At 70.6% G+C, this 22,192-nt stretch carries 21 protein-coding genes; 12 read left to right on the forward strand and 9 right to left on the reverse strand.

Going from position 1 to position 22,192, the window contains the following annotated elements:
• Nucleotides 1–9: 9 nt before the first annotated feature.
• From ID574_RS46155 to ygfZ, 5 genes are all read left to right on the forward strand, one after another.
• Nucleotides 10–588, forward strand: coding sequence for a class IV adenylate cyclase (locus ID574_RS46155; protein ID WP_188195415.1), 579 nt, complete (start codon nt 10–12; stop codon nt 586–588).
• Nucleotides 575–1,063 (forward strand): heme-binding beta-barrel domain-containing protein, encoded by a 489-nt coding sequence (locus tag ID574_RS46160; RefSeq protein WP_188195416.1) that lies wholly within the window; start codon nt 575–577, stop codon nt 1,061–1,063. The genes ID574_RS46155 and ID574_RS46160 overlap by 14 nt, the downstream gene beginning before the upstream one ends.
• Before the next feature lie 6 nt (nt 1,064–1,069).
• Nucleotides 1,070–1,366, forward strand: coding sequence for a DUF2470 domain-containing protein (locus tag ID574_RS46165; protein ID WP_188195417.1), 297 nt, complete (start codon nt 1,070–1,072; stop codon nt 1,364–1,366).
• A gap of 333 nt (nt 1,367–1,699) precedes the next feature.
• Nucleotides 1,700–2,113 (forward strand): Fur family transcriptional regulator, encoded by a 414-nt coding sequence (locus tag ID574_RS46170; RefSeq protein WP_188195418.1) that lies wholly within the window; start codon nt 1,700–1,702, stop codon nt 2,111–2,113.
• Nucleotides 2,114–2,148: 35 nt separating this feature from the next.
• Entirely contained in the window at nt 2,149–3,087 is a 939-nt protein-coding gene (gene ygfZ, locus ID574_RS46175; protein ID WP_188195419.1) for a CAF17-like 4Fe-4S cluster assembly/insertion protein YgfZ, read from the forward strand.
• 373 nt (nt 3,088–3,460) lie between these two features.
• Here ygfZ and dtd read toward each other — a convergent pair whose 3' ends face one another.
• Nucleotides 3,461–3,886 (reverse strand): D-aminoacyl-tRNA deacylase, encoded by a 426-nt coding sequence (gene dtd, locus ID574_RS46180; protein ID WP_188195420.1) that lies wholly within the window; start codon nt 3,884–3,886, stop codon nt 3,461–3,463.
• Between the two features lie 59 nt (nt 3,887–3,945).
• On the opposite strand from dtd, the gene ID574_RS46185 reads away from it, so the two are divergent.
• The gene (locus ID574_RS46185; protein ID WP_188195421.1) at nt 3,946–4,857 is read left to right on the forward strand and encodes an asparaginase; all 912 of its coding nucleotides are present in this window, start codon (nt 3,946–3,948) and stop codon (nt 4,855–4,857) included.
• 38 nt (nt 4,858–4,895) lie between these two features.
• A complete protein-coding gene (locus ID574_RS46190) occupies nt 4,896–5,402 on the forward strand; it encodes a GNAT family N-acetyltransferase (RefSeq protein WP_188195422.1) in 507 nt (168 codons plus the stop codon).
• Here the strand turns inward: ID574_RS46190 and ID574_RS46195 are convergent.
• Nucleotides 5,361–6,965 (reverse strand): DUF2207 domain-containing protein, encoded by a 1,605-nt coding sequence (locus tag ID574_RS46195; protein WP_223167775.1) that lies wholly within the window; start codon nt 6,963–6,965, stop codon nt 5,361–5,363. The two genes, ID574_RS46190 and ID574_RS46195, sit on opposite strands and share 42 nt — an antisense overlap.
• Before the next feature lie 25 nt (nt 6,966–6,990).
• The gene (locus tag ID574_RS46200; RefSeq protein WP_188195423.1) at nt 6,991–8,076 is read right to left on the reverse strand and encodes an FAD-dependent monooxygenase; all 1,086 of its coding nucleotides are present in this window, start codon (nt 8,074–8,076) and stop codon (nt 6,991–6,993) included.
• A 105-nt stretch (nt 8,077–8,181) separates the two neighbouring features.
• Between ID574_RS46200 and ID574_RS46205 the strand changes: the two genes are divergently transcribed.
• On the forward strand, nt 8,182–9,111 hold the full coding sequence (locus ID574_RS46205) for a TetR/AcrR family transcriptional regulator C-terminal domain-containing protein (protein ID WP_188195424.1): 930 nt from the start codon (nt 8,182–8,184) through the stop codon (nt 9,109–9,111).
• A 150-nt stretch (nt 9,112–9,261) separates the two neighbouring features.
• Here the strand turns inward: ID574_RS46205 and ID574_RS46210 are convergent, their stop codons facing one another.
• The 4 genes from ID574_RS46210 to ID574_RS46225 all read right to left on the reverse strand — a co-directional run bounded on the left by ID574_RS46210 (nt 9,262) and on the right by ID574_RS46225 (nt 16,376).
• Nucleotides 9,262–9,978: a type 1 glutamine amidotransferase gene (locus tag ID574_RS46210; protein WP_188195425.1), complete on the reverse strand. Its 717-nt coding sequence runs from the start codon at nt 9,976–9,978 to the stop codon at nt 9,262–9,264.
• Complete coding sequence (locus ID574_RS46215) at nt 9,968–11,197, reverse strand: Mur ligase family protein (RefSeq protein WP_188195426.1); 1,230 nt, start codon at nt 11,195–11,197, stop codon at nt 9,968–9,970. The genes ID574_RS46210 and ID574_RS46215 overlap by 11 nt, the downstream gene beginning before the upstream one ends.
• A 194-nt stretch (nt 11,198–11,391) precedes the next feature.
• On the reverse strand, nt 11,392–14,355 hold the full coding sequence (locus ID574_RS46220; protein WP_188195427.1) for an ATP-binding protein: 2,964 nt from the start codon (nt 14,353–14,355) through the stop codon (nt 11,392–11,394).
• Nucleotides 14,356–14,426: 71 nt separating this feature from the next.
• On the reverse strand, nt 14,427–16,376 hold the full coding sequence (locus tag ID574_RS46225) for a hypothetical protein (protein ID WP_188195428.1): 1,950 nt from the start codon (nt 16,374–16,376) through the stop codon (nt 14,427–14,429).
• A gap of 169 nt (nt 16,377–16,545) precedes the next feature.
• On the opposite strand from ID574_RS46225, the gene ID574_RS46230 reads away from it, so the two are divergent.
• The 3 genes from ID574_RS46230 to ID574_RS46240 all read left to right on the forward strand — a co-directional run bounded on the left by ID574_RS46230 (nt 16,546) and on the right by ID574_RS46240 (nt 19,674).
• Nucleotides 16,546–17,208, forward strand: a complete 663-nt coding sequence (locus ID574_RS46230; protein WP_188195429.1) for a hypothetical protein — start codon at nt 16,546–16,548, stop codon at nt 17,206–17,208.
• Nucleotides 17,209–17,318: 110 nt separating this feature from the next.
• Entirely contained in the window at nt 17,319–17,864 is a 546-nt protein-coding gene (locus ID574_RS46235) for a hypothetical protein (RefSeq protein ID WP_188195430.1), read from the forward strand.
• Between the two features lie 1,054 nt (nt 17,865–18,918).
• Entirely contained in the window at nt 18,919–19,674 is a 756-nt protein-coding gene (locus ID574_RS46240; protein ID WP_188195431.1) for a hypothetical protein, read from the forward strand.
• Here the strand turns inward: ID574_RS46240 and ID574_RS46245 are convergent.
• Entirely contained in the window at nt 19,661–20,962 is a 1,302-nt protein-coding gene (locus ID574_RS46245) for a hypothetical protein (RefSeq protein ID WP_223167776.1), read from the reverse strand. The two genes, ID574_RS46240 and ID574_RS46245, sit on opposite strands and share 14 nt — an antisense overlap.
• A 148-nt stretch (nt 20,963–21,110) precedes the next feature.
• On the opposite strand from ID574_RS46245, the gene ID574_RS46250 reads away from it, so the two are divergent.
• A complete protein-coding gene (locus ID574_RS46250) occupies nt 21,111–21,659 on the forward strand; it encodes a helix-turn-helix domain-containing protein (RefSeq protein ID WP_188195433.1) in 549 nt (182 codons plus the stop codon).
• An 81-nt stretch (nt 21,660–21,740) separates the two neighbouring features.
• Here ID574_RS46250 and ID574_RS46255 read toward each other — a convergent pair whose 3' ends face one another.
• Complete coding sequence (locus ID574_RS46255; protein ID WP_188195434.1) at nt 21,741–22,109, reverse strand: hypothetical protein; 369 nt, start codon at nt 22,107–22,109, stop codon at nt 21,741–21,743.
• Between the last annotated feature and the right edge of the window lie 83 nt (nt 22,110–22,192).

The following is a 22,192-nucleotide window of genomic DNA, read 5'->3' on the forward strand; positions in this document are numbered from 1 at the left end:
GGAGGCGGCGTGCGGATCGAAGCGGAGCTCAAGGCCGTCGTACGCGACCCGGCCCGCGTGCGGGAGGCGCTGCGCCGGCGCGCGCCCGAGGTCGTCAACGTCTACCACGACGCCTACTACGACACTCCTGGCGGCGACCACGAGCGGGACGGGCGGGAGATCCGGGTGCGGATGGTGGACGACGGGGCGGTCAACCTGCTCACGTTCAAAGATTCCGCCGTCGACGCGGCCAGCGGCTCCAAGCCCGAGTACGAGACCACCGTGGGCGATCCGGTCGCGATGGGCGCGGTGCTCGGCGCGCTCGGCCTCCAGGAGACCCTCCGGTACGAGAAGCGCTGCGCCAATTTCCGGTTCGAGCACGAGGGGTTCGACCTGCTGGCAACCCTGGTCACGCTGCCGGAGCTGGAGGGCACGTGGCTGGAGGTGGAGACGCTGGTCGAGCCGGGTGCGGTGCCCGATGCCCTCGCCGCGATCAGGGACGCCATGACCCAGGTCGGCATCGGCCCCGGCGACCTCACCACCGAGCTCTACACCGATGCCGCTAGGGCCCGGCGCGCCACTACGCTTGGGGAGCATGGAAGAACCTGAAGTGCACCCTGACCTGGAGCCGATCGCGTTCCTGCTCGGCCGCTGGGAGGGCGCGGGCGTGGGCGGCTACCCGACGATCGAGAGCTTCAACTTCGGGCAGGAGATCGAGTTCGGGCACAACGGGAAGCCGTTCCTGACCTACGTGAGCCGCACGTGGCTGCTCGACGAGCAGGGCAACCGGGTCAGGCCGCTGGCCACGGAGTCGGGATACTGGCGGCCGCAGCCGGACCGGCAGATCGAGGTCGTGCTCGCGCACCCCACCGGGATCGTCGAGATCTACATCGGCGAGGTCGTCTTCCACAAGATCGAGCTGCGTACGGACGTCGTCGCGCGCACCGCTTCGGCCAAGGAATACACCGCGGGCCACCGGCTCTACGGGCTGGTCAACGGCAACCTCATGTGGGCCTACGAGATGGCGGCCGTGGGCCACCCGCTCACCGACCATATGTCGGCGGAGCTGAAGAAGGTAGCTTGATCAGACATGAGCACGCCTTTCACCGCTGACGCCGTCGAGGCGATCAAGCGCCACATGAACGACGACCACGCCGCGGACGCACTGATCATCGTGCGCGGCCTCGGCGGGCGGCCCGACGCCACCACGGCCATGACGAGCGACGTGGACGCCGAGGCGATCGAGTTCACGATCGACGGCGGGGAGCGGATCCGGGTGCCCTGGGGCGAGACCATCACCGAGCGGGCGCAGGTGCGCAAGGCCGTGGTGACGCTCTATCGCAAGGCGTGCGGCAAGCTCGGGATCCCGATCAGGGGCGAACATTGAAGAAGGGCCCCAGGCAACACTCCGCCTGCTCAAGGAGGCGGGCCGGATGGACCATGGTCGGGATCAGCGTCCCGCCCTCCGGCTGCCAGGGGCCCCGGTGGTTGCCTCGTATTCGCTGTACGTCACGAGACGAGACAAGGCGTCCGCAGCGTCAGCGGACAACCACCTCGCTAGCCCGACTATGAGAAACCATTATTCGGACCACCTCCTTTCCGCGTACTCATGAAGCTATGCGGTCGCCCGCGGAAGGGGCAAGTGAATATCGCCGGGTCTGGTCTCCGGAAGGAGAGCGTGCCGCCGCAGGCCGCACTGCTCTGCGCCTAGACTCGGAGCATGACCGAGACGCAGTGGCACGAGGAACTCCGTGCGAAGGGCTACCGGGTCACGCCCCAGCGCCAGCTCGTTCTCGAGGCGGTCAAGGAGCTGGAGCACGCCACGCCCGAGGAGATCTGCGTCAAGGTCCGGGAGACGGCGCGCGGCGTCAACATCTCGACGGTCTACCGCACGCTGGAGCTGCTGGAGGAGCTCGGCCTCGTCACCCACACGCACCTGGGGCACGGCGCGCCGACCTACCATCTGGCGGCCGAGGCCGACCACGTCCACCTGGTGTGCCGGGGGTGCGACGAGGTGTTCGAGGTGCGGCCGGAGCTGGCCGAGGGGCTGGTCAAGGCGCTGGACGACGAGATGGGCTTCGTGGCCGACGTCCACCACCTGACCGTCTTCGGGCGCTGCAGAAACTGCCGCTGACAAGGCCGTCCGCGGCGCTCGGTAGCCTGGATGGCATGCGTAGCCCTCTGCTCGATCTTCCCGGCGCCGTCGCGGCCGACGCGCCGGACTCCGACGTAGCCGCGCACTACGGCGACCTGTTCGCCGAGCAGCGCACGCTGGCCAAGGGGGAGGCGGTCGTCGACCGCAGCAACCGCGAGGTGATCCGGATCTCCGGCGTCGACCGGCTGAAATGGCTCAACGACCTCACCTCGCAAAAGCTCGACACGCTGAAACCGGGCGAGTGGACGCAGACGCTCAACCTCGACGCGCAGGGCCGCGTCCTCCACCACCTGACGCTGGTCGACGACGGCGAGAGCGTGCTGGCCCACGTCGAGCCGGGCACCGCGCAGAGCCTGATCGACTATCTCGACCGCATGCGGTTCATGCTCCGGGTCGAGGTGTCGCGGGCCGACGACCTGGCCGTGCTGTCCACGGCCACGGAAGACCTCCTGGTGCCGCGCGCGGAGCTGGCCGAGCACCTGGGCAGGCCCGTGGCGGGGCTGTGGGCGTACGAGGCGCTGAGGATCGAAGCGCACCGGCCGCGGCTGGGGTTCGAGACCGACCACAAGACGATCCCGCACGAGGTGGGCTGGATCGGCGCGGCCGTGCACCTCGGCAAGGGCTGCTACCGGGGTCAGGAGACGGTGGCCAGGGTGCACAACCTGGGGCATCCGCCGCGCCGGCTGGTGTTCCTGCACCTCGACGGCAGTGTCGACACGCTGCCTCCGCACGGCGCTCCGGTGATCTTCGAGAGCCAGGAGGTCGGCGTGGTGGGCTCGGCCGCCCGGCACCACGAGCTGGGGCCGATCGGGCTGGCGGTGATCAAGCGTACGGTGCCGGTGGACGCGCCGCTGCTGGCCGGCGGCGTCGCGGCGGCCCAGGAGATCGTGGTGCCGCCGGACGCGGGCCGCAACGTCAGCATCGACCCGGCCCTGCGCCGCCGCCTCCGCTAGAGAGCCGGTCCTTTCACCGACCAGGTGCGCTTCCACCGGCGGGTGAACGGCGCGTGGCGGGAGGCACCGCCGGCCGAGGTGCCGGCGCTGATGCGCCGCAACGCGCCGGCCCGCCCCGCGCCCTTGCCGACCTGCTCCCGGGGCAGTAGGTCGCAGGCTCTCTCGTCCTGGTGTCGTATGCGGCGAAGTCTCCCCTGGAGGGACGCCAATCGCCCACTGCTCGACGACCATGGGGGCTTATGAGAGCAGGCAGACGCGATGCGGAAGCGTAGAGTCGTCAAGATCGTCGTTTGGGTGCTCGCCTGCCCCGAAAGGACGCGCACGGAGTATGGCGGGAGGAGGGGAACGCGGGTCCGAACGGCGATGTCGACGGTCAGACGTCGATCACGAGGGTGATCGGGCCGTCGTTGACGAGGGACACCTTCATGTCCGCGCCGAAGACGCCCGTCTCCACGTGCGCCCCCAGCGCCCGCAGCTCCGCCACCACGGCGTCCACCAGCGGCTCGGCGACCGGTCCTGGAGCGGCGGCCTGCCAGGTCGGACGCCGGCCCTTGCGCGCGTCGCCGTAGAGGGTGAACTGGCTGATCACCAGGAGCGGCGCGGACACGTCCGAGCAGGACTTCTCGCCGTGGAGGATGCGCAGGCCCCAGAGCTTGGCGGCGAGCCTGGCGGCCTCCGCGCGCGTGTCCGTGTGTGTGACGCCCACCAGGACGAGCAGGCCCGGCTCGGTGACCGCGCCGACGATCCGGCCCTCGACCTCGACGGAGGCTGAACTCACTCGCTGCACCACTGCTCGCATGGGATCCCATTCTGGCCCAGGAGAAACCATCCGTAGACTCATGCCGGAAAGGGGCGGAAATGTCGCTGATTGTGGAAGTGGTCCGATCCGGGTTCGTGGAGTCCACGCATCAGGCTCGCATGCTGACCGTGGACGCGGAAGGACGCCTGGTCGAGGCGAAAGGCGCGGTGCACGTGCCGGCGTCCCCACGGTCGTCGATGAAGCCGCTCCAGGCGCTCGGCATGCTCCGCAGCGGGCTGCGGCTGGAGGGCGAGCTGCTGGCGCTCGCCTGCGCCTCCCACTCGGGCGAGCCCTTCCACGTGGACGGGGTCAGGAAGATCCTGGCGGGGGCGGGACTGGAGGAGTCGGCGCTGCTCTGCCCCGAGGACTACCCGTTCGACCGTACGGTGACCGAGCACGGCCGCGTCTACATGAACTGCTCCGGCAAGCACGCCGCCATGCTGGCCACCTGCGTCCAGAATGACTGGCCGCTGGACACCTACCTGGAGCCCATGCACCCGCTGCAGCGCGCGATCAGGGAGACGGTGGAGGAGCTGACCGGGGAGCGGGTGGCGGCCTCCGGCGTGGACGGGTGCGGGGCGCCGCTGTTCTTCGTGTCGATGGCAGGCGTGACGAAGGCGTTCCGGGCGTTCCCGATGTCGTCGCCGGACTCGTACGAACGCAAGATCTTCGACGCCATGCGCACCTACCCCGAGTGGACCTCCGGCACCGACCGCCCCGAGGCCAAGCTCATGCGTGCGCTGCCCGGGCTCATGCTGAAGGCCGGGGCGGAGGCGTTCGACGCGTTCGCGTTCGAGGACGGGAGGGCGGGCACCGTGAAGATCGATGACGGGTCGCACCGGGCCCGCGTGCCGGTCACGGTGGCGGCGCTGCGCTCGCTGGGCCTGGACGCCCCTGAGCTGGCCGACCTGGCCGCCCCGCCGGTGCTCGGCGGCGGACGGCCGGTCGGCGAGGTGCGGATCCGCTCCTAGCTCCGAGTCCCTGGGACTGGGGCTACGCTGCCGCCATGTTGACGCTGCGCACCGGCACCACCGAGGATCTCCAGCAGTTGGCCGCTTGGGAGACCGACCCCGACACCTCGATCTGGCTCGGTGAGATCGGGCCCGCCTGGCACACCCGTGCCCTCGATGATCCCGATCAGGACCATCTGGTCGCCGTCGAGGCCGGTACGCCGATCGGATTCGCCGTGCTCGCCGGCCTGAGCAGCGCCGACCGCAGCATCGAACTGCGCAGAATGGTGGTGCGGCCCGCCCGGCGCCACGCCGGACGAGGGCGCGCTCTCCTGCGGGCGGCCCTCACCCGGGCATATCAACGCCACACCGCCCGCCGCGTCTGGCTCGACGTGAAAGCACACAATGATCGGGCTCGCGCCCTCTACGAGTCAGAAGGCTTCACCGTGACCGACACCGTCAAAGGAGCCGTCATCGAGGCCGACGGCACCGTCGGCGATCTTCTGATCATGGTTCACCAGACGCTAGAGGGTGCGGAACTGGCGGGTCGCCGAGATGGCGCCTGAGGTCGTCGTGGTGAAGGTGCGCATCGAGCCGGCGAACTTGGACAGGTCCCACTCCGCGGGCCCGTGGTACCAGTAGAGGTTGTCGGCCTGGCTGCCGTTGCCGGTGACCGAGGCCACCACGCGCGACCAGTGCTCCACCCCGTCGAAGATCACCGCGTAGGGCAGGTAGCGGGAGAACAGCTCGACCCGGTGCTGCTCGGGCACGTTGCCGAGCTCGCCGGAGAACAGGTATTCGCGGAAGCCCAGCGTGTGCGCCAACGCCGCCGCGCCCTTCGCGGTCTTGGCCGGCATGTACTGCCCGCCGACCGCCAGCGCGCCGCCCGCGATGATCACGGCCAGGCCGAGCAGCCCGTACGTCGTGAACCAGGCCAGCGCCACCGTGGCCACCAGGCCCACGCCGATCAGCACCACGCCGGCCGTGGTCCACCTGGTGCGCTCGGTGTCCGGGCGGCGGGCGAACCAGCCCTGCTTGACCACGTCGGTGTACAGCGCGTCGCGGACCTTGCCGAGGTGGGCCGCGAACGAGCCGGACAGCTGCGACAGCAGCACCGCGTCACGGCCGTCGAAGATGGCGTCGTAGAGCGCGCGCTCGTACGGCAACAACGCGTTGACCGGCGCGTTCGGCATCCTGACCAGCATCCAGTCGGGCGCGTCGTACGTCTGCCTGGGCTGCTCGTCGATGCGCAGGTAGCCGCGCACCGCGAGGTCCACGATCGTGGCGGTCACGTCGATCACATCGGCCTGCTCGTCCACGAGTGTGCCGATCTGCCCGGGACGCACCCCGTCCGGCGGGGAGAAATGGCCGTTCTGGATGGGAGCGACCGCGCCCTTCTCGTGCTCGGCGACCCTGGCGTCGCGGCCGCGCGTCCAGTAGAGCAGGGCGACGCCGCCGAGCAGCAGCACCAGCAGGCCCGCCAGGGCGCCGCCGGTGACGGCGTTGAGGGTGAACGCGGCCGCCAGCGAGAAGCGCTTCTCCAGGATGGGAACGCCGCCGCTGGAGCCTTCCGGGTAGCCGACCACGACGGTCAGGGCCTGGCCGGGCGCGATGTTCTCCTGCTCGAAGTCGGCCCGGGTGGCGGCGTGGTCCATGGAGGCCGACGTGCAGCCGATGGCCGAGGTCAGCTCGCCGGCGAAGCAGGACAGGTTCTGCACCTGGCCGGGGCCGTCGACCTTGACCGTGGCCTTGGCGACCGGCTGGTTCCAGCCGTTCACCGCGAACCAGCGCAGCTCCTCCACGCCACCCGAGGAGGTCACCGCCCCCTTGACGTCGTACTCGACCGTCTGGCCCGTCACGGTGAGCACGTCGCCGTCGAGGGTGCCGCCCTTGACGTTGGAGATCTGGTAGACGCGGTCGTAGCCGTCGTCGTAGCGCGTCCGGGTGATGAACGTGCGCTTGAGCCCGCGCGACGCCCCACTGATCTTCTCGACCACGTGCAGGGTGCCGTCCTTGCGGAGGGTCATCGTCACTTCGTCCGTGATCCCGGCCCCCGCGGCCATGGCGGGGGCGGCGGTCAACGTCAGAGCGGTGGCCCCCAGGGCGGCCATCGTGAGTCTGATACCCATGGCGGGAAATCGTATCGGTTCGTCCCTACAGGCTGATGCTGTTCGCGGCCCGCTGCACACTCTCCGGCGCGGCCCCCTGGCCGGGGTTCTCCAGCGCCAGCGCCTGGTTCTTCGCCACGAACGGGCGCATGCGCTGCTCGTAGCGGTCGAACGCCGCGGCCGGGTCCGCGGCCAGCTCCTCCGCCAGCACGTACGCCCCCACCATGGCCAGGCTCGTGCCCTGCCCGGACAGCGGCGAGGCACAGTACGCGGCGTCACCCATCAACGTCACCCGGCCGGTCGACCAGCGCTCCATCTTCGTCTGCGCCATGGCGTCGAAGTAGAAGTCGTCGGACTTCCACATGGCCTCGAGCAGCCTGGGGCCCTCCCAGCGCATGGCCGCGCAGTGCTCCTGGATGAGGCCCTTCTGCTGCTCGATGTCACGGTGGTCGTACGAGATGGGGCCTGCGGTGAAGCCCAGGTTGACCCGTATCACGGCCGGGTCCCTGTCGCCGAAGACGGCGCCGCCCACGCCGTCCTCGTAGTGCCAGATCTGCCAGTGGTCCAGGCCGAGGAAGTTGTCGGCGGTGAAGATGGAGACGTACATGCCGAGGTGCTCCAGGAAGCGCTCCTCCGGGCCGAAGGCCAGGCGCCGCACGTTGGAGTGCAGGCCGTCGGCGCCGACCACGTAGTCGTAGCGGTCCTGCCCGCCGCTCTCGAACGTCACGTCCACGCCGCCGGCGTCCTGGGCCAGGGTGGCGATCGAGTCGCCGTAGCGGTATTCGGCGTCGGTGGCGCCGATGAGGATCGTGTTCAGGTCGTCGCGCATGATCTCGACGTCCGGGCTGTCGAAGCTGCCGCCGCTGAGCGTGGCCTCCGTGTTACGCATGATCTCGTTGCCGTCGCCGTCCACCATGGACATGCCGCGCATGGTCGTCCGGAGGGCCCTGGCCTGCTCCAGGACGCCCATCCGGTCGGCCACGGTCAGCGCGGCGCCCCTGATGTCGATGGCCTGGCCGCCCTTGCGCGGCGCCGGGGCCCGCTCGACCACCGTCACCTCGAACCCGTGCCGCCGCAGCCAGTAGGCCAGGACGGGACCGCCGACACTCGCGCCGGAAATGAGCACCTTCATGTTCGCGACTCCTTCTATACGTCGTACGCAGAACTGAATGTACGTCGTACATACAGCAGCTCGCAACGGTATGCTGGGAAGATCTGTACTAGTACAGGGGGTTCGATGGACACTCCGCCGTACGCGCGGATCGCGGGCGACATCAAGCGGCGCATCGCTGACGGCAGGCTGCGGCCCGGGGACCGGGTGCCGTCCACCAGGCAGCTCGCCAGGGACTGGGGGGTCGCGCTGGCCACCGCGACCAAGGCGCTGGCGCTGTTGGCCCAGGAGGGCGTGGTGGTCGCCGAGCCGCGGGTCGGCACGGTCGTGGCCGAGGCACGCGGCAGGGGCGCGCGCCGTCCGGAAATTTCCGGACCAATGTCAGGACCTGTTTCAGGACATGACGTGACGCGCGAGCGCATCGTCCGGGCCGCCATCGAGATCGCCGACACCGCCGGGCTCTCCGAGGTGACCATGCGCGGCCTCGCTGAGCGGCTCGGCATGGCCACCATGTCCCTCTACCGCCACATCAGCGGCAAGGACGACCTGGTCCTGCTGATGGTCGACACGGCGATGGAGGACTTCCCGCTCCCCGCGGACCAGCCGCCCGGCTGGCGGGCCGCGCTGGAGACCACCGCACGCCTGCAGTGGGCCGCGTACCGGAGGCACCCGTGGCTGGCCGGGGCCACCTCGCTGATGCGGCCGCTGCCCTCGGCCGGCCTGATCAAGCACACGGACTGGGTCATGGCGGCGCTCGCGGACACCCGCCTGGACGCCACCGCCAAGATGCACCTGCAGATCCTCGTCTACAGCTACGTGCAGGGCATCGCCGCCAACCTGGAGCTGGAGCGGCGGGCCCGCGCCGCCACGGGCCTCACCGACGAGGAGTGGCTGAGCGGCCAGGAGAACCGCATGCGGGCGCTCAGCGAGTCGGGGCACTATCCCGCCTTCGCCCAGCTCATCCACGAGCTGGGCGACTTCGATCTCGATCTGGACCGGCTCTTCGAGTTCGGCCTCGGTCCCCTGCTCGACGGGCTCGCCCGGCTGATCGACTAGGCAGGGTAGGTCTTGAGGGTGATCGCGTTGGCCGCCTCGCGGATCGGTTTCATGATCCCCTCGACGACGTTGGCCTTCGGCCTGGACCGCATCCTCGACGGCATAGACGTGCTCACACGCCGATGAGGCCTCCAGGCCTGCGGCGAAGCGTCAGGAGGCCTGGAGGACGGCCGCCAGACGTTCCTGGCGGAGGGCCTCGTAGCGGGAGTCGTCGAGCGGGGCCAGCTCCCCCACCCGCCACGACAGCAGCAGATCGGCCAGCGCGGGATTGCGGGCCAGCGCCGGCCCGTGAAGGTAGGTGCCGACCACGTGACCGGCGTAGCACCCTTCGAAGCCGTCGCCGTTGCCGACGCCCTTGATGGTCTTGGACAGCGGCCTGACGCCCGGCCCCAGGTGGGTCACGCCCATGTGGTTCTCGAAGCCGGTCAGCGTCGGCAGGTTGAGCGCGGCGTCCACGTCGGCCACCAGCTCCCCCACCGCCCGTGCGGGGCCGCGGGAGCTCGCGATGTCGAGGATGCCGATCCCGTCGACCGGCTGGCCCTCCTCGCCGCCGAAGGTGCTGCCCATGATCTGGTAGCCGGCGCAGACCGCCAGCATGGCGGCCCCGGCGGCGATGGCGCGGTGGAGGCCGCCATCTCTGCGCAGGCGCTCGGCGGCCAGGATCTGGGGCCGGTCCTCGCCGCCGCCGATGAGGTAGATGTCGCCGCTCTCGGGCACCGGATCGGCCGAGCGTACGTGGATCGTCTCCGCCTCGATCCCCCTGCGCCGCGCCCGCTGCTCGAGGACGAGGACGTTGCCCTGGTCGCCGTACGTGCTCAGCAGGTCGGGATAGATCCAGACGATGCGAAGGACGCTGTCAGACGGCACGGCCGAACTCCGATCGGATCTGCTGGAAGGCGGTGTAGTTGGCGATAACGTCGACCCGGCCGGGCGGCTGCATGGCCAGCGCCTCCGTGAACGTGCCGCACAACGTGAACGGCACGTCCGCCACGTCGAGCCGGAGCGCCAGGTCGAGGCGGCGTTCGCCGGTGACGAAGACGGGGCGGCCGCGCAGGATGCGGTAGTCGACGTCCCACAGCCACGACGTGTCGCGCCCGTCGGGACCCTGCGCGTTGACCGAGAGGATGATCGGCGACTGCGGATCGGCCACGTCGAAGGCCTCCAGCCAACCCGCCGGGTTCTTCGCCAGCAGCAGCCGGGCATAGCGGCCGTCACGCTCGACCGTCGTGTAGCGGCCGGCCACCGAGGTGACCTCGCGCAACCTGGGCAGCGCCCGCTCCACCGGCACCCCGAACGCCTCGGCCACCGCCAGCGCCATCACCGCGTTGGAGCGGTTGGCCTGGCCGGGCAGCTGGATGTCGAGCAGCCACCTCTGCCCGCGCGGGTCGATCGCCGTGTCGTCGTCGAGCGCCCACTGCGGCTCAGGCCGGTGGAACGTGCACTCCCGGCAGGCCCAGAAGGCGTCCTTGCGGTCGAGCGGGCCGCCGCACTCGGGGCAGCACCAGGAGTCCTCCTTCCACCGCTGCCCGCCGGCGACCCAGGTGACCTTGGCCGCCGTGGAGGCGCCCCAGGTGACGAGCGGGTCGTCGCAGTTGGCGATCACGTGCGTGGGCTTGCCGGACAGCGCCCTGCGCCACTTCTGGGCGAGCAGCCAGATCTCGGCCGCGCGGTCCATCTGGTCGCGGCTGAGGTTCATCAGGCAGACGACGCCCGCGCCGGTGGTGTCGAGCACCTCGGGCAGATATTTCTCATCCACCTCCAGCACGCCGTAGGGGGCGCCCTTGTGCTGGGCGAGCGCCGAGACGTGGCCGGCCGGCATGTTGGCGCCGAACGCGTTGGTCGCCACCTCGCCGAACTCGAGCAGCGCCGAGGTGATCAGCCTGGTGGTGGTGGTCTTGCCGTTGGTGGCGCTGACCAGGGCCAGCTTGCGGTCGCGGGCCAGCTTGCGCAGCAGGTCGGGCTCGAGCAGCAGGCCGACCCGCCCGCCGATCACCGAGCCGTCGCCGCGTCCGGTCATCCGGGACAGCGTGGCGGCACTGCGGCCCAGGGCGCTGGCGAGCTGAGCGCGCAGAGGAAGCTGGGTCATGCCCAAGGATCCTAGTCGGCATTGGCGCCTACTCAGGTGACGCGCGCGCAAACACGCCCGGCGATCGTGGACCGCGATCCCGGGCGCTCGGATGCCTGTGCCTGGTGATGGCTGAGGTCCCTTTGGGGGATGGGTGGGCGGGCCTCAGCCGTCGCCAGGAGGCCGCCTCGAGCGCCCGGGCGTGGGAAGCCGGGTCAGGGGGCCGAGGCGGTGGGGTCGGCGAAGGAGATCTCCGGGGCGCCGCCGTGGTCGAAGGGGAGGACGAAGCGGCGCGGCCAGGACAGCACCCCCTCCAGCCACCCGGCCCCCATCGTCTGACCCACGTGCCGGACGCGGGCCGACGACTCGATGCCGATCGCGACCGTCGTGATGTCCCGCTGCACCCCTTCGTTCTCGTCGTCGCCCAGGATGGCCCGCCACGCCAGTGCCCGGTTGCGGTCCACCTCCATCGACAGCGGGTGGTGCCGCAGCGCCTTGGCGCGGTGGCCGAGCAGCTCGGTGTGCGCGCGGTCCCCCGAGCCGTTGCCGTTGGCGCCGTTCGGCGGGCGGAAGAGCGCGTACTCCATCGGCGGGGCGGGGTTGCGCAGGTTCGGGGCCGGCTGGCCGTACGGGAAGAGCCTGTCCACCTCGTGGAGCCAGCGCAGCTGGGGGATGACCCACGACGAGCCGGGGCGCTCGCCACCGGCCTCCAGACCGGCGAGCAGGCGGTTGGCCTTCTCCGCGGCCTGCTCCGTGAGCCGCGAGGGGTCGTACCAGCTGCGCAGCGACCAGGCGCGGCGCTGCACCGAGCGCTCGATCAGGGTGGCCAGCAGGCATTCGCGGCGCCGCGCGGGCAGCTCGGCCCAGGCGGCCGACAGGGTGCGCGGCACGCCGGGCAGCGGCCGGTTGCTGACGAAGGCCAGGATGACCGTGTCGCACCAGATGCGCAGCCAGGCCCATTCCGGCGCGTCGGCGAGCACGTCCGCCTCCCGGAGCTCCACCAGCGTGCAGGCCTGGCCGGTACGGCACTGCGCGCCGCACGCGGCCGACCGGCGGCCCCTGATCGGCGGCGGCGGTCCCGGCAGGACCTTCTCCCTGGACTCGCCGAGCGGCACGCGGACCCGCAGCGGCCGGTCCATCCCGTCGGCGAAGACGGCGGCCGAGCCGGGCTGCAGCGAGACGACGTGGCGGGACTGCTCGTCGCTCAGGTTCATGGCGGCGCCGACGAGCTTCCTGTCGTCCTCGGCGGGCAGCCGGTGGACGACCTTCAGCGCGGTGTTCTTGACGACGTCGGAGACCAGCTTGGTGGGGATCTGCTCGGCCACCACGATGCCCTCGCCGTACGCCCTGATCTCCGCCAGCAACCCGGCCAGCAGCTCCACGGCGTGCGTGGAGGCGCGCCCGTGGCCGCGGTCGCGCAGCAGCCGGTGCGCCTCCTCGATGACGATGACGTGGCGCAGCTCGTGGGTCTTCTCCGTACGCGCCCGCATGCGCAGGTGCTCGACGATCCTGATGATCAGCGTGCCCATGAGGAACGCCTTGTCCTCGTCGTTGGCCACGTCCTCGATGGCCAGCACGACGTCGCGTTCCAGCAGGCCGCCGATGTCGGCGGGGTGGCCGCCCTCGAAGAAGCGCCCGGCCGAGCCGACTCTCAAGGACCGGAGCCGGAGCGAGATGAAGCCCTCGACGTCGGCCTGGACCTCGCGGCCGTAGCCGATCTCCTTGATGACGTCCATGGCGTGCTGCTGGAGCTGTTCGAGGGTGGGGACGCTGGGCGGGACGTTGGAGCCGGGGACCGCGCCGCCGGTGACGACGTCCCAGCCGGTGGCCTCGTAGACGCGCTGCAGGGCCAGCGACATGATCTGCGGGAACGGCTCCTCGGCGTCGAAGGCCGCCATGAACAGCGCCCGCACCATGTCGATGTGGGCCTGGACGGGGTAGCCGGGCTCGGGTTCGAGCGGATTGATGCTGAACGGCACCCCGTCGGGCGCGGACGGGTTGATCACGGTCACGGGCTCGCCGACGCGGCCGGCCATGGCGGCGTACTCGGACTTGGCCGGCTCGATGGCGAGCCACGGGATGCGGGCCTTGCTGAGCTGCTCCAGCAGGTGCCGGACGGTCTGCGACTTGCCGGAGCCGGTGGCCCCCGTGACGAACGCGTGCCGGTTGAGCGTGGCCAGCGGCACTCGGAAGGAGCCGACGCCTCTGTCCTGCCCGTCGAGGATCTCCCCCAGCTCCAGTTCGCCCCCGTCGGCCTCGGACGTCACGTCGAAGAAGCCGGAGTCGAGCACGCGCACCCCGGGCACCTCCCGCCTGGGCAGCCCGGCCAGCGCGGCCAGCGCTCCCGCGGTGGCGGCGAACGGGGCGGCGGCGCCGTCCGCCGGGTCCTGCATGGTGATGGCGAGGGCCTCCGACAGCGCGTAGACGGCGCCGTGCGAGCTGCGCAGCCGGTACGGGTGGTGGCTCATCTCGACCGACCCGACGAGCACGGGCGCGATCTGCCGCAGCTCGTCGGCGGTGGCGGCGCCGGCCAGCACGCGCACGTTCCAGAGCCCGGCCTCCCTGAACGCGTCCAGCTCCTGCATGCGCCGCTCGGCCCGCTCGGCGTCGAACCGGGAGCGCTCGGAGGCGTCGCCGTACTGCCTGAGCACGTTGAGCTGGGTGCGCAGGTGCGCCACCTCGGCGTCCAGCAGGTCGGTCGGCTCGGCCACGACGAGCCAGGCGAACGGCCGGGACATGAGCGTGACCAGCGTCGCCTCGAACAGCGTCGGCTGCCGCAGCTCGTCCGGGTCCCGCCTTCCCAGGGGAGGCGCCTGGCGCCCCGGGCAGGGCGTCCACACCAGGTCCGCCAGGTCGGCCAGGTATTCGTCCGACAGCTGCACGCCCCGCGCCCCACCGGGGAACAGCAGCGGCTGCGGCCCGCTCGGACGGTCGGGCGGGTCGGTGGCGCGGCGCGGCTGGCGCGGCGGCGACAACGGCCCCGCGTTGGTGATCAGTTCTAGCGGCGCGCCGGACCCCCGAGACAGCCACCCGATCACGAACGGCCGGTCGCGTTGCGCGGCCGACAGCACCGCGGGCAGCACGGTGACGAAATCCCACTCCGCCGACGAGCTTCGCGAGGGCGCGGCGATCGACTGGATTCGATACCAGGGCCCGCTCAGCGAGACGCTCGGCTGCATATCAATCCCCCACAGACGGTTCTTCGTTAAATTCCGCCAACCGTCAGCTCGTCACCTTGACATTGACCATGTCATTGCCTGCCCTTTCGCCAGTCCAGGCGTGGCGGTGGTGGTCCCAGGTTGGGCGGCGGCTCCCCGTCGCCGTCCTGACCCGTGGCCTTCGGGTCGAGGGCTAACACGGCCTCGCGCACGTCCTCCAGCTCGCCGAGCGTGGTCTTGGGGAAGGTGAGGATGGCCGGGTTGGCGTCGGCGAGGCGGACGCGCCGGCCGTTGGCCGTGGCGTCCGTGACGATCACCGAGGTCGTGGGCAGCTGCTGGAGCTGGTGCGGCTCGACGAGGAACTCGCGCGAGCGTTGCAGCACCCGCTCCTTCTCCGAGATCTTGTCGGCGGTCCTGCCCCACTCGGTCGACTCCGTGATGTCCCCGGCGAGGTCGGCGTGGTTCTCGTCCCGTTCCTCCCGCTCGTCGTCCAGCTGGGAGATCGTCGAGGTGTAGCCGCCGTCCAGGCCGGGCAGCGAGTCGCTGATCGTCTCGGTGAGCTGGGCCAGCTCCAGCCGGTGCTCGGTGCCGACGTGCTCGCTGGCGACCCGGGCGTCCTCGGCGTTGCCCAGCCGCATGAACGCCACCGCCGCGTGCCCTCTCCCGAGGCGTTCCCGCACGGTGGGGGTCAAGGACCGATAAGTCAGGACAAGTCCGGTACGGGAGGTCTCGCAGGCGTCCATCAGCCGGTCCAGCACGTCGCCCCTGAGCTTGTCCGCGCCCGCCACGATGATCGTGTGGTACCAGGGCCGGTCGGAGGCGGGCGACTGGCGCAGGATGTGGGTGAGCGCGGTGGCCACGTACGTGCCGAGCACCCGGTTGCCGAACACCCCCGCCTGCCGGTCCATGCTGACCACGCGAAGCCTGGCGGGCGGCAGGCGTACGGCCTGCGTGCCGAGCGTCTCCAGCTTGCGCAGCTGCGACTCCAGCGCCCAGGCCCGCTCGATGACCACCCGGTCGCTCACCCCGCGCCCGAACAGCGTCCCGATGCGCTCCAGCTGGGTCGCGGTGATCAGCCCGAACCGCAGGTCGTCACGCGGGTCGCCAACCTGCGCCAGCGCCCGCAGCGCGGCCGTGACCTGGCTGATCGTGGCGTTGTCGCCGAGCACCTCCAGCACCCGCTCCAGGATCGCGTTGTCGAAGCTGAGGTCGCGCGTGGTGCGGTGCTCCTCGCTCACGCTCACCACGTGCGCCAGCACGTCCGCGAACGCCTCCGGCTTGAGCGTGGCGCCCAGGTCGAGCCGGGGCAGGTCGACTGGCAGCACCCAGACCAGCGGATCGTCACCGCCCTTGCGGGCCAGCTCGATCAGGTCCTTGGCGATCGCGCCCTCGGACAGATCCAGGACGGTCAGGTGCCCGCCGCTGTAGAGGCGGGTGGCCCCGAGCAGGGTGATCAGCGCCGACCACCCGGGCAGCGTGCCGCCCGCGACGTCGATGCGGTCGATCTCGTGCGGTACGGCGACCGCGTACCAGGTGAGCTGCCGGTCGAAGCGCTCCTTGGACTCCTGCCACTCGCGGTAGCGCCTGGCGTGCTCCTCCTGCGCGCGGAACAGCTCTTTGTCACGTTCCTTGCGTTGGCGCTGGTCCCTGGCCTGCTGCTCCAGCACCCGGTACTTCACCGCCCGGTCGCCCTGGAGCAGCGCGTAGCTGCAGATCGCCGCCACGCCCCCCGCCGCGACGAGCCCGAGCAGCGCGAAGGACCACGCGAGGTAGCCGGCGACGGCCACGGCCAGGATCAGCACGCTCAACACCAGCATGAACAGGCGGAAGAGGCGGACCGGCCGGTTGAGCATGTCCTCCTGGAGCCGCTCGCGGCGCATCAGCTCGATCTCGGCGGGGTCGGGCACGGCGGCGGCCGGCTCCTCGACGGGCGAGGGTCGTTTCGGCGGCGGGCCCGGGTCCGGGTGCAGCAGGATGTACTGCCAGCCCAGGTAGATGCGGTCCGCCTGGAGCTGGGCATGCTCGGGATGCACGTCCGTCACGTGACCCTCCGGCCGCGATATGTCGTTAGGTGTAGGGGCCAGCCCTTTCCGCTCCGTGACAGCGTATGAGCTTCAAGCCCCTATGCGGCAGGGTTTCTCGGCAATTCGACCAGTCCGATGGGAGCATTGCGGCAGATGGGAGAAGCGTTACCTACTACCATCCATACCCATGACGGAACCCTCCGGCGGCAGCACTGACAAGCCCAGACGCCCGGTAGCGGTGCCCGCAGTCGGCCTGGTGGCATTGACCGCCATCGGCATCACCGCCCTCCTGGGCGGTCTGAACGAGGCCCCTGACGAGCCGGAGCCGCTGGGGCAGGGCGCGGTGCTCGATCAAGGCAGATACGAGACAAAGTTCGTCGAATCACGGGTGACCGTGGAGAGGGCCCAGTCCGAGTTCCAGCAGGACAAGCGGTTCCTGGAGCTGGTTTTCGACGTCACCAACAAGGGTGATGAGACCTCCGCGGTGGGGCGGCCGCCCGACAAGATCGAAAGAGCGTTCACGGCCGAGACCTTCGCCGGCTCCCTCGTGAAGATCAGCCCGGCCCTGCCCAAGGAATCGGGCCCGTTCATCTTCGTCCGCACCAAGGGCGGCGAGAGCACGCAGCTCCACCCCGGGGTGAAGAGCCAGGTGATCGTCAGGTACAAGCTGAACGAGAATGAGCAGCCGCCGGAGAAGGTCACTCTCGACGTGGGCACCTTCGAGTTCGTGGACAACCCCGTCTTCAACGACCCGCACTGGAAGCTGACCTCCAAGGAGGTCGGCGACAAGCACATGCCCGAGATCAAGGCGCGCGTGACGTTGCCGGTCAAGAAGGGCGACGGAGCGTGACCGCCACAGAGCAGAGATCCACCGTGGCGCCGTCCCGCCGCCGCACCAGGCGGACGGAGGGCCGGCGCGGCGGCGGTGGCGCGGCCAAGGCGCTCAGCGCAGTCGCGGGAGTGCTGCTCGTGGGCGGCGCCATGGGAATGCAGACCCTTCATCTGTCGGACAGCGAGTTCGGCGATCCGCTCGTTTACAGCGGCGCCAAGGGCGAGGCCGTCGATGCGCGGCGCTTCAGCGTGAAGCTCGAATCGGTCGCCGTCGCGAAATCGATCAAGAGCAGCACCAAGACCGTCGAGACCGACCACCTCTTCCTGGTCGTCGATGTCGCGGCCAAGTCCAGCCTCAAGCCCTATCACCTGAAGGAGCCGGTGCTGGTGACCGGCGACGGGAAGAAGTTCGACGCCACGGACAGGGTGGACAACAGCCTGACGCTGTCACGCAAGTGGGTGCAGCCGGACATCTGGACCAGAGGGCGGTTCTTCTTCGAAGTGCCGGCATCGGCGCTGGCCGGCGCGAGTGTCCGCTTCCGCCTGCCCGGGGCGTCTTCCGTCCTCGTCGAGCCTTACCGGCCGGAGGCCGAGATCGATCTTGGACTGGACGAGGACGCCGCGCGCAAGCTGGCCGCCTCGCCGCAGGCCGTCTACTCGACCGACAAGAAGTGATCGCAGCATGAGCACGAACGACGAGCGCGACTGGTTCTCGCCCAGGGACCGCGGACGGCGCGAGGAGGACCCGCCACCACCGCCGCCGCCCAGCCGGAGGCCCCCGACCGGGCAGGGCACGCCTCCGGGCGCCCAAGGCGCGCCGCCTCCGTCCACCGGGCAGGGCATGCCGCCCCGCGGGCGCCACAGCCACGGAGCGCCGCCCTCGGGTCAGGACGTCCCACCCGGGTACGACACCCTGCCCCCCTATGACGTGCCGCACGGACAGCCCCCTCTCCGGGGGCAGGCTCCCATTCAGGGGCAGCCCACGCAGCACGGGCAACCCCCCATTCAGGCGCGGCCCACGCAGCACGGACAGGGCACACGTGAGGGCCACAGCGCGCCGCAGGGTTACGGCATGCGCCCCGGGCAGGGCACGCCCTCCGGACAAGGCACACCGCAGGGTCAGCACGCCTGGCCGGGCCACGACGGGCCGTCCGGGCAAGGGCCGGCGCGCGGACAGGGCGTGCCGCAAGGACAGCCGCCTGCGCAAGGCCAAAGCAGGGCGCCTGGCCAGGGCACGCCGGGATACGCCACTCCGCCCGGCCATGGCATGCCTCCGGCCCAGGGCGGGCCGCAGGCTCCAGGCCGGCACCAGCATCACGATGAGCCACAGCCTCCAGGCAGCTACCCCGGGCACGGCGGACCCCACGCCCCAGGCAGCCACCCAGCGCACAGCGGACCCCACGCCCCAGGCAGCCACCCAGCGCACGGAGGACCCTCGACCCCAGGCAGCCACCCCCCGCACAGCGGACCCCAGATCCCGGGTAGGCACCAAGCTCGCGGTGGGCTACAGGCCCCGGGCAGCCACCCTTCGCGCGGCGGACCGCAGACCTCAGGCGGGCAGCACTCCGGCAATGCCGGACCTCAGGCTCCTGCCGGACACCCCGCCCAGGGCAGGCCCCAAGCCCCAGCCGGATACCCCGCCCAGGGTAGGCCTCAAGCCCCAGCGGGATACCCCGCCCAGGGCGGGGTTCCGGTCCAGGGCAGGTCGCCGGGGCACGCTGCTCGGCATGTGTATCCCGACCAGCAGGTCTGGCCTCCGGCCCAGCGCGAGCCCGCCGGTGGCGTCACCCAGCCTCTCCCTGCCGTACAGGTACCGGCTCCCGCCCCACCACCTACGCCCCCCGCATCCGACGGCCACGAGCCCTCACCCGCAGAACCGGAGCAAGCAGCCGCACCGGAGGCCGCGCAGCCCGCGCCGCGCCGTCGGCGCCGCACCGCTCTGATCGCCGCGGGCGCCGTCGTCGCGTCGCTGTTGACCACGGCCGCCCAGACCTACGACGGCTACCTCTTCTACGACCAGCAGACGACGGAGGCGACCAAGGAGATCGTCGTCGCCGCCGGCCAGGCCGCCACGGTCAACAACGTCGAGTGGAAGGCTTCGATCAAGCCCTTCAAACCGGAAGGGAACGGCGGCTACGGCCCCGAGGTGACCTGGTTGCAGGTGGACATCACGAAGAAGGCCGTCGACGAGAGCAGCGCCACCCTGACCGCGCTTCCGAGTGAGCTCAGACTGGAGGACCGCGCGGGCCGTACCTGGGCCGTCGAGATCGCGTCGGACGCCGAACGGCCCACGGACCGGCTGGAGGTGGGCAAGGAGTACAAGATCACGGCCGGGGCCATCGTGCCGACCGCGGTGGCGAACGAGGTGGAGCTGATGCTCAGGCCGAGCAACTACCGTTCGGACACTCCGACGGACCAACTCCTGACCCGCGAAAACGCCGAGAGGTCGCGCAACCCCGAGGTCTTGCGGTTCAGACGTCGTTGAGCGACTCGCCCCTGAGGCGGGCTCGGGTGGCCGCGATGTCATACGTGGCCGCCAGCAGCGCCATGCTGAGCACGGTCACGACGAGCTGGTGCAGGAAGGTCAAGGGCGGGCCCTGATAGACCCAGAGCCACTCCGCCTGCGTGCCGATGAGCGTGCGCAGCCCCCGGTCGGCGTACTGGACGGCCACCGCGAGGCTCACGTAGCACAGGCACAGCATGCCGAACAGCGGGGCGCCGCTCTTGAAGATCATCCGCAGGGAGTTGGCCAGCGGTAGCCAGCGGTCCCGGAAACCGCCGGTGACCTGGTCGAACGTCTTCTGCGTGAGATCATGGCTGCTTTCGAGCCGGTCCACACCCTTCTCCAGGCGGGTGCCCTTGAGCAGGGTGCGGGTCGCGTCCGAGTAGGAGCCGAAGACGAGCATCGCCACGGTGAGCCAGGCCAGCGGCACGGCGACCGCATCGAGGAACACCGGCCACACGTCGCCGAACGCGTCCGTGACGGCCTTCCAGGCCGGCAGGCTCTTCTGGGTCTGGTTCCAGACGTCCTCCGTGCCGGCGACCACGGTGCGCTGCTCCATCCAGTCGGAACGCGCGTTCGCGAACGCCACGGTGGCGTTGAGCCCGTAGAAGACGAAGGCGAACTCCGAGAAGGCCGCGCCGAAGCCGGGGAACTTGCCCTTGCCCTGCTCCACGAGCTTCGCGAACAACAGCTTCAGCCCGAACATCACGGCCATCGCGCCGAGCGACACCCGCCAGTCGAGGTCGATGAGTCCCCGCCCGACCGGGGTCTGCTCTCCGAACAACGACCCGTCGAACGCGTCCTGGAAGTTGTGGAAGTAGTCCATCTGGATGACTTCTCTGGCGTCCTCGTTCTGGAATCCCCACGCCAGATAGAGCACCGCGAACGTCGGGGCCACCCGGTCCAGCGCCCTGAAGAAGCGCTCGTCCGCCACCCCTTCTCCGGCTCGCGCGCGCGTCTCCCACAACGCGGCGCGCAGGGTGTAGAGCATGCCGGTGGTAACCGTCATCGCCGCCAGGACGATGACGGTGAGGAGGCTCATCACGATGACCAGGCGGACCTGCCGCCACTCGCCGTAGGCGACCTCGGTGGCGGCGTACATCAGCGCATAGCGGACGGCCTCACCTGCGGCGAACCAGAGGATCAGCGGCAGCGCGCACTTCCCCGCCAGGCGCAGTGCGTGCAGGGGCAGAGAGTACGGCGACGGCATTCGCTGAGCCGGCTCGGGCCCAGATTGCCGCGGTGCCGTCACGGCTGTCGAACCGGACATCTGTCGAATCGTATCGGCCTGTCCCTTGTGTCGCAGCCGCAACCCCGGAAAGCGTTCAGAGCGGGAATGCATGCCTGAGCAGTGACAGAAGAATTATCCGGGGTGAGATGCCTGCCATGAAGCGCGAGGCGTGCGGCACCATGACGGTATGGAGCCGTTGCCCGCGTTCGACGCCGACCCCCGCGTCGTGGGGGATCGCCTGCGGCGGCTGCGGCAGGCGCGCGGCGTCTCGCTGTCCGAGCTGGCCAAGCGCGCCGGCATCGGCAAGGCCACCCTGTCGGGGGTCGAGACGGGCACGCGCAATCCGACACTGGAGACGCTCTGGGCCATCACCGCGCAGCTCGGGGTGCCGATCGGGGCGATTCTGGATCCGCCGCCAGAGCCGCAGATCATGCGGGGCACGGCGATCGAGGCGGAGCTGCTCGAGGTGTTCGAGGACGACCGGGTCACGTACGAGCTCTACCGCCTGCGCATCCCGCCCGGCCTCACGCAGACCTCGCCCGCGCACCACGAGGGCGTGACCGAGCACATCACCGTCTTCAGCGGCACGCTGAGCGCTGGGCCGATCAAGGAGCCTCTCACGGCCGGGCCGGGCGATCATATTTCGTGGCGTTCCGACGTGCCCCATGGCTACCGCGCGCACGGGCCCGACATCGTCCGCGCCACGCTCCTGATGCGCTACCCCACCAAGCCCTGACCCAGCCCCGCCCCGGCACGGTCTGTCCTGAGACGGCGGGACGCCACCGGCCCCCGTGTGGCGCCCCGCCGCCGTCCCAGGTCAGCCCATCACGAGCGCCGTGACGAACTGAAGCAGGTGCCAGGCCGCGCAGGCGCCCACCGACCAGCAGGCCCACTCCTTGGCCCGCCTGATCCGGGAGACCCAGCGGAGCTCCTCGACCGGCTCCTTTCGCGCCCCCATGGACCTGGTCACCAGGTACGCGGACGACACCCACGTCATCGTCGACGCCGCGAGCAGGCCGAGCGAGAGCCCGAGCAGGACCTCGGCACCTTCGGGCGGATCCCAGGGAGACAGCTGTCTGGTCCAGAAGGCCGCGACCCCGATGAGCAGCGCGACGGTGATCCGCCTGTCCTTGCGGGCCTGTCGCTTGAGCCACTGCAGGTCTCGCCGTAGCTGGTTCTTGAGCATCCGGATCACCTCCGCTGTGATTAGCTGGTGACACCAGCTAACGGGAGGATCCGGAGAAGATCTGCGACCTCACCATCGAGAAT

The sequence above is a fragment of the Nonomuraea sp. SYSU D8015 genome (assembly GCF_008065375.1).
GTDB lineage: Bacteria > Actinomycetota > Actinomycetes > Streptosporangiales > Streptosporangiaceae > Nonomuraea.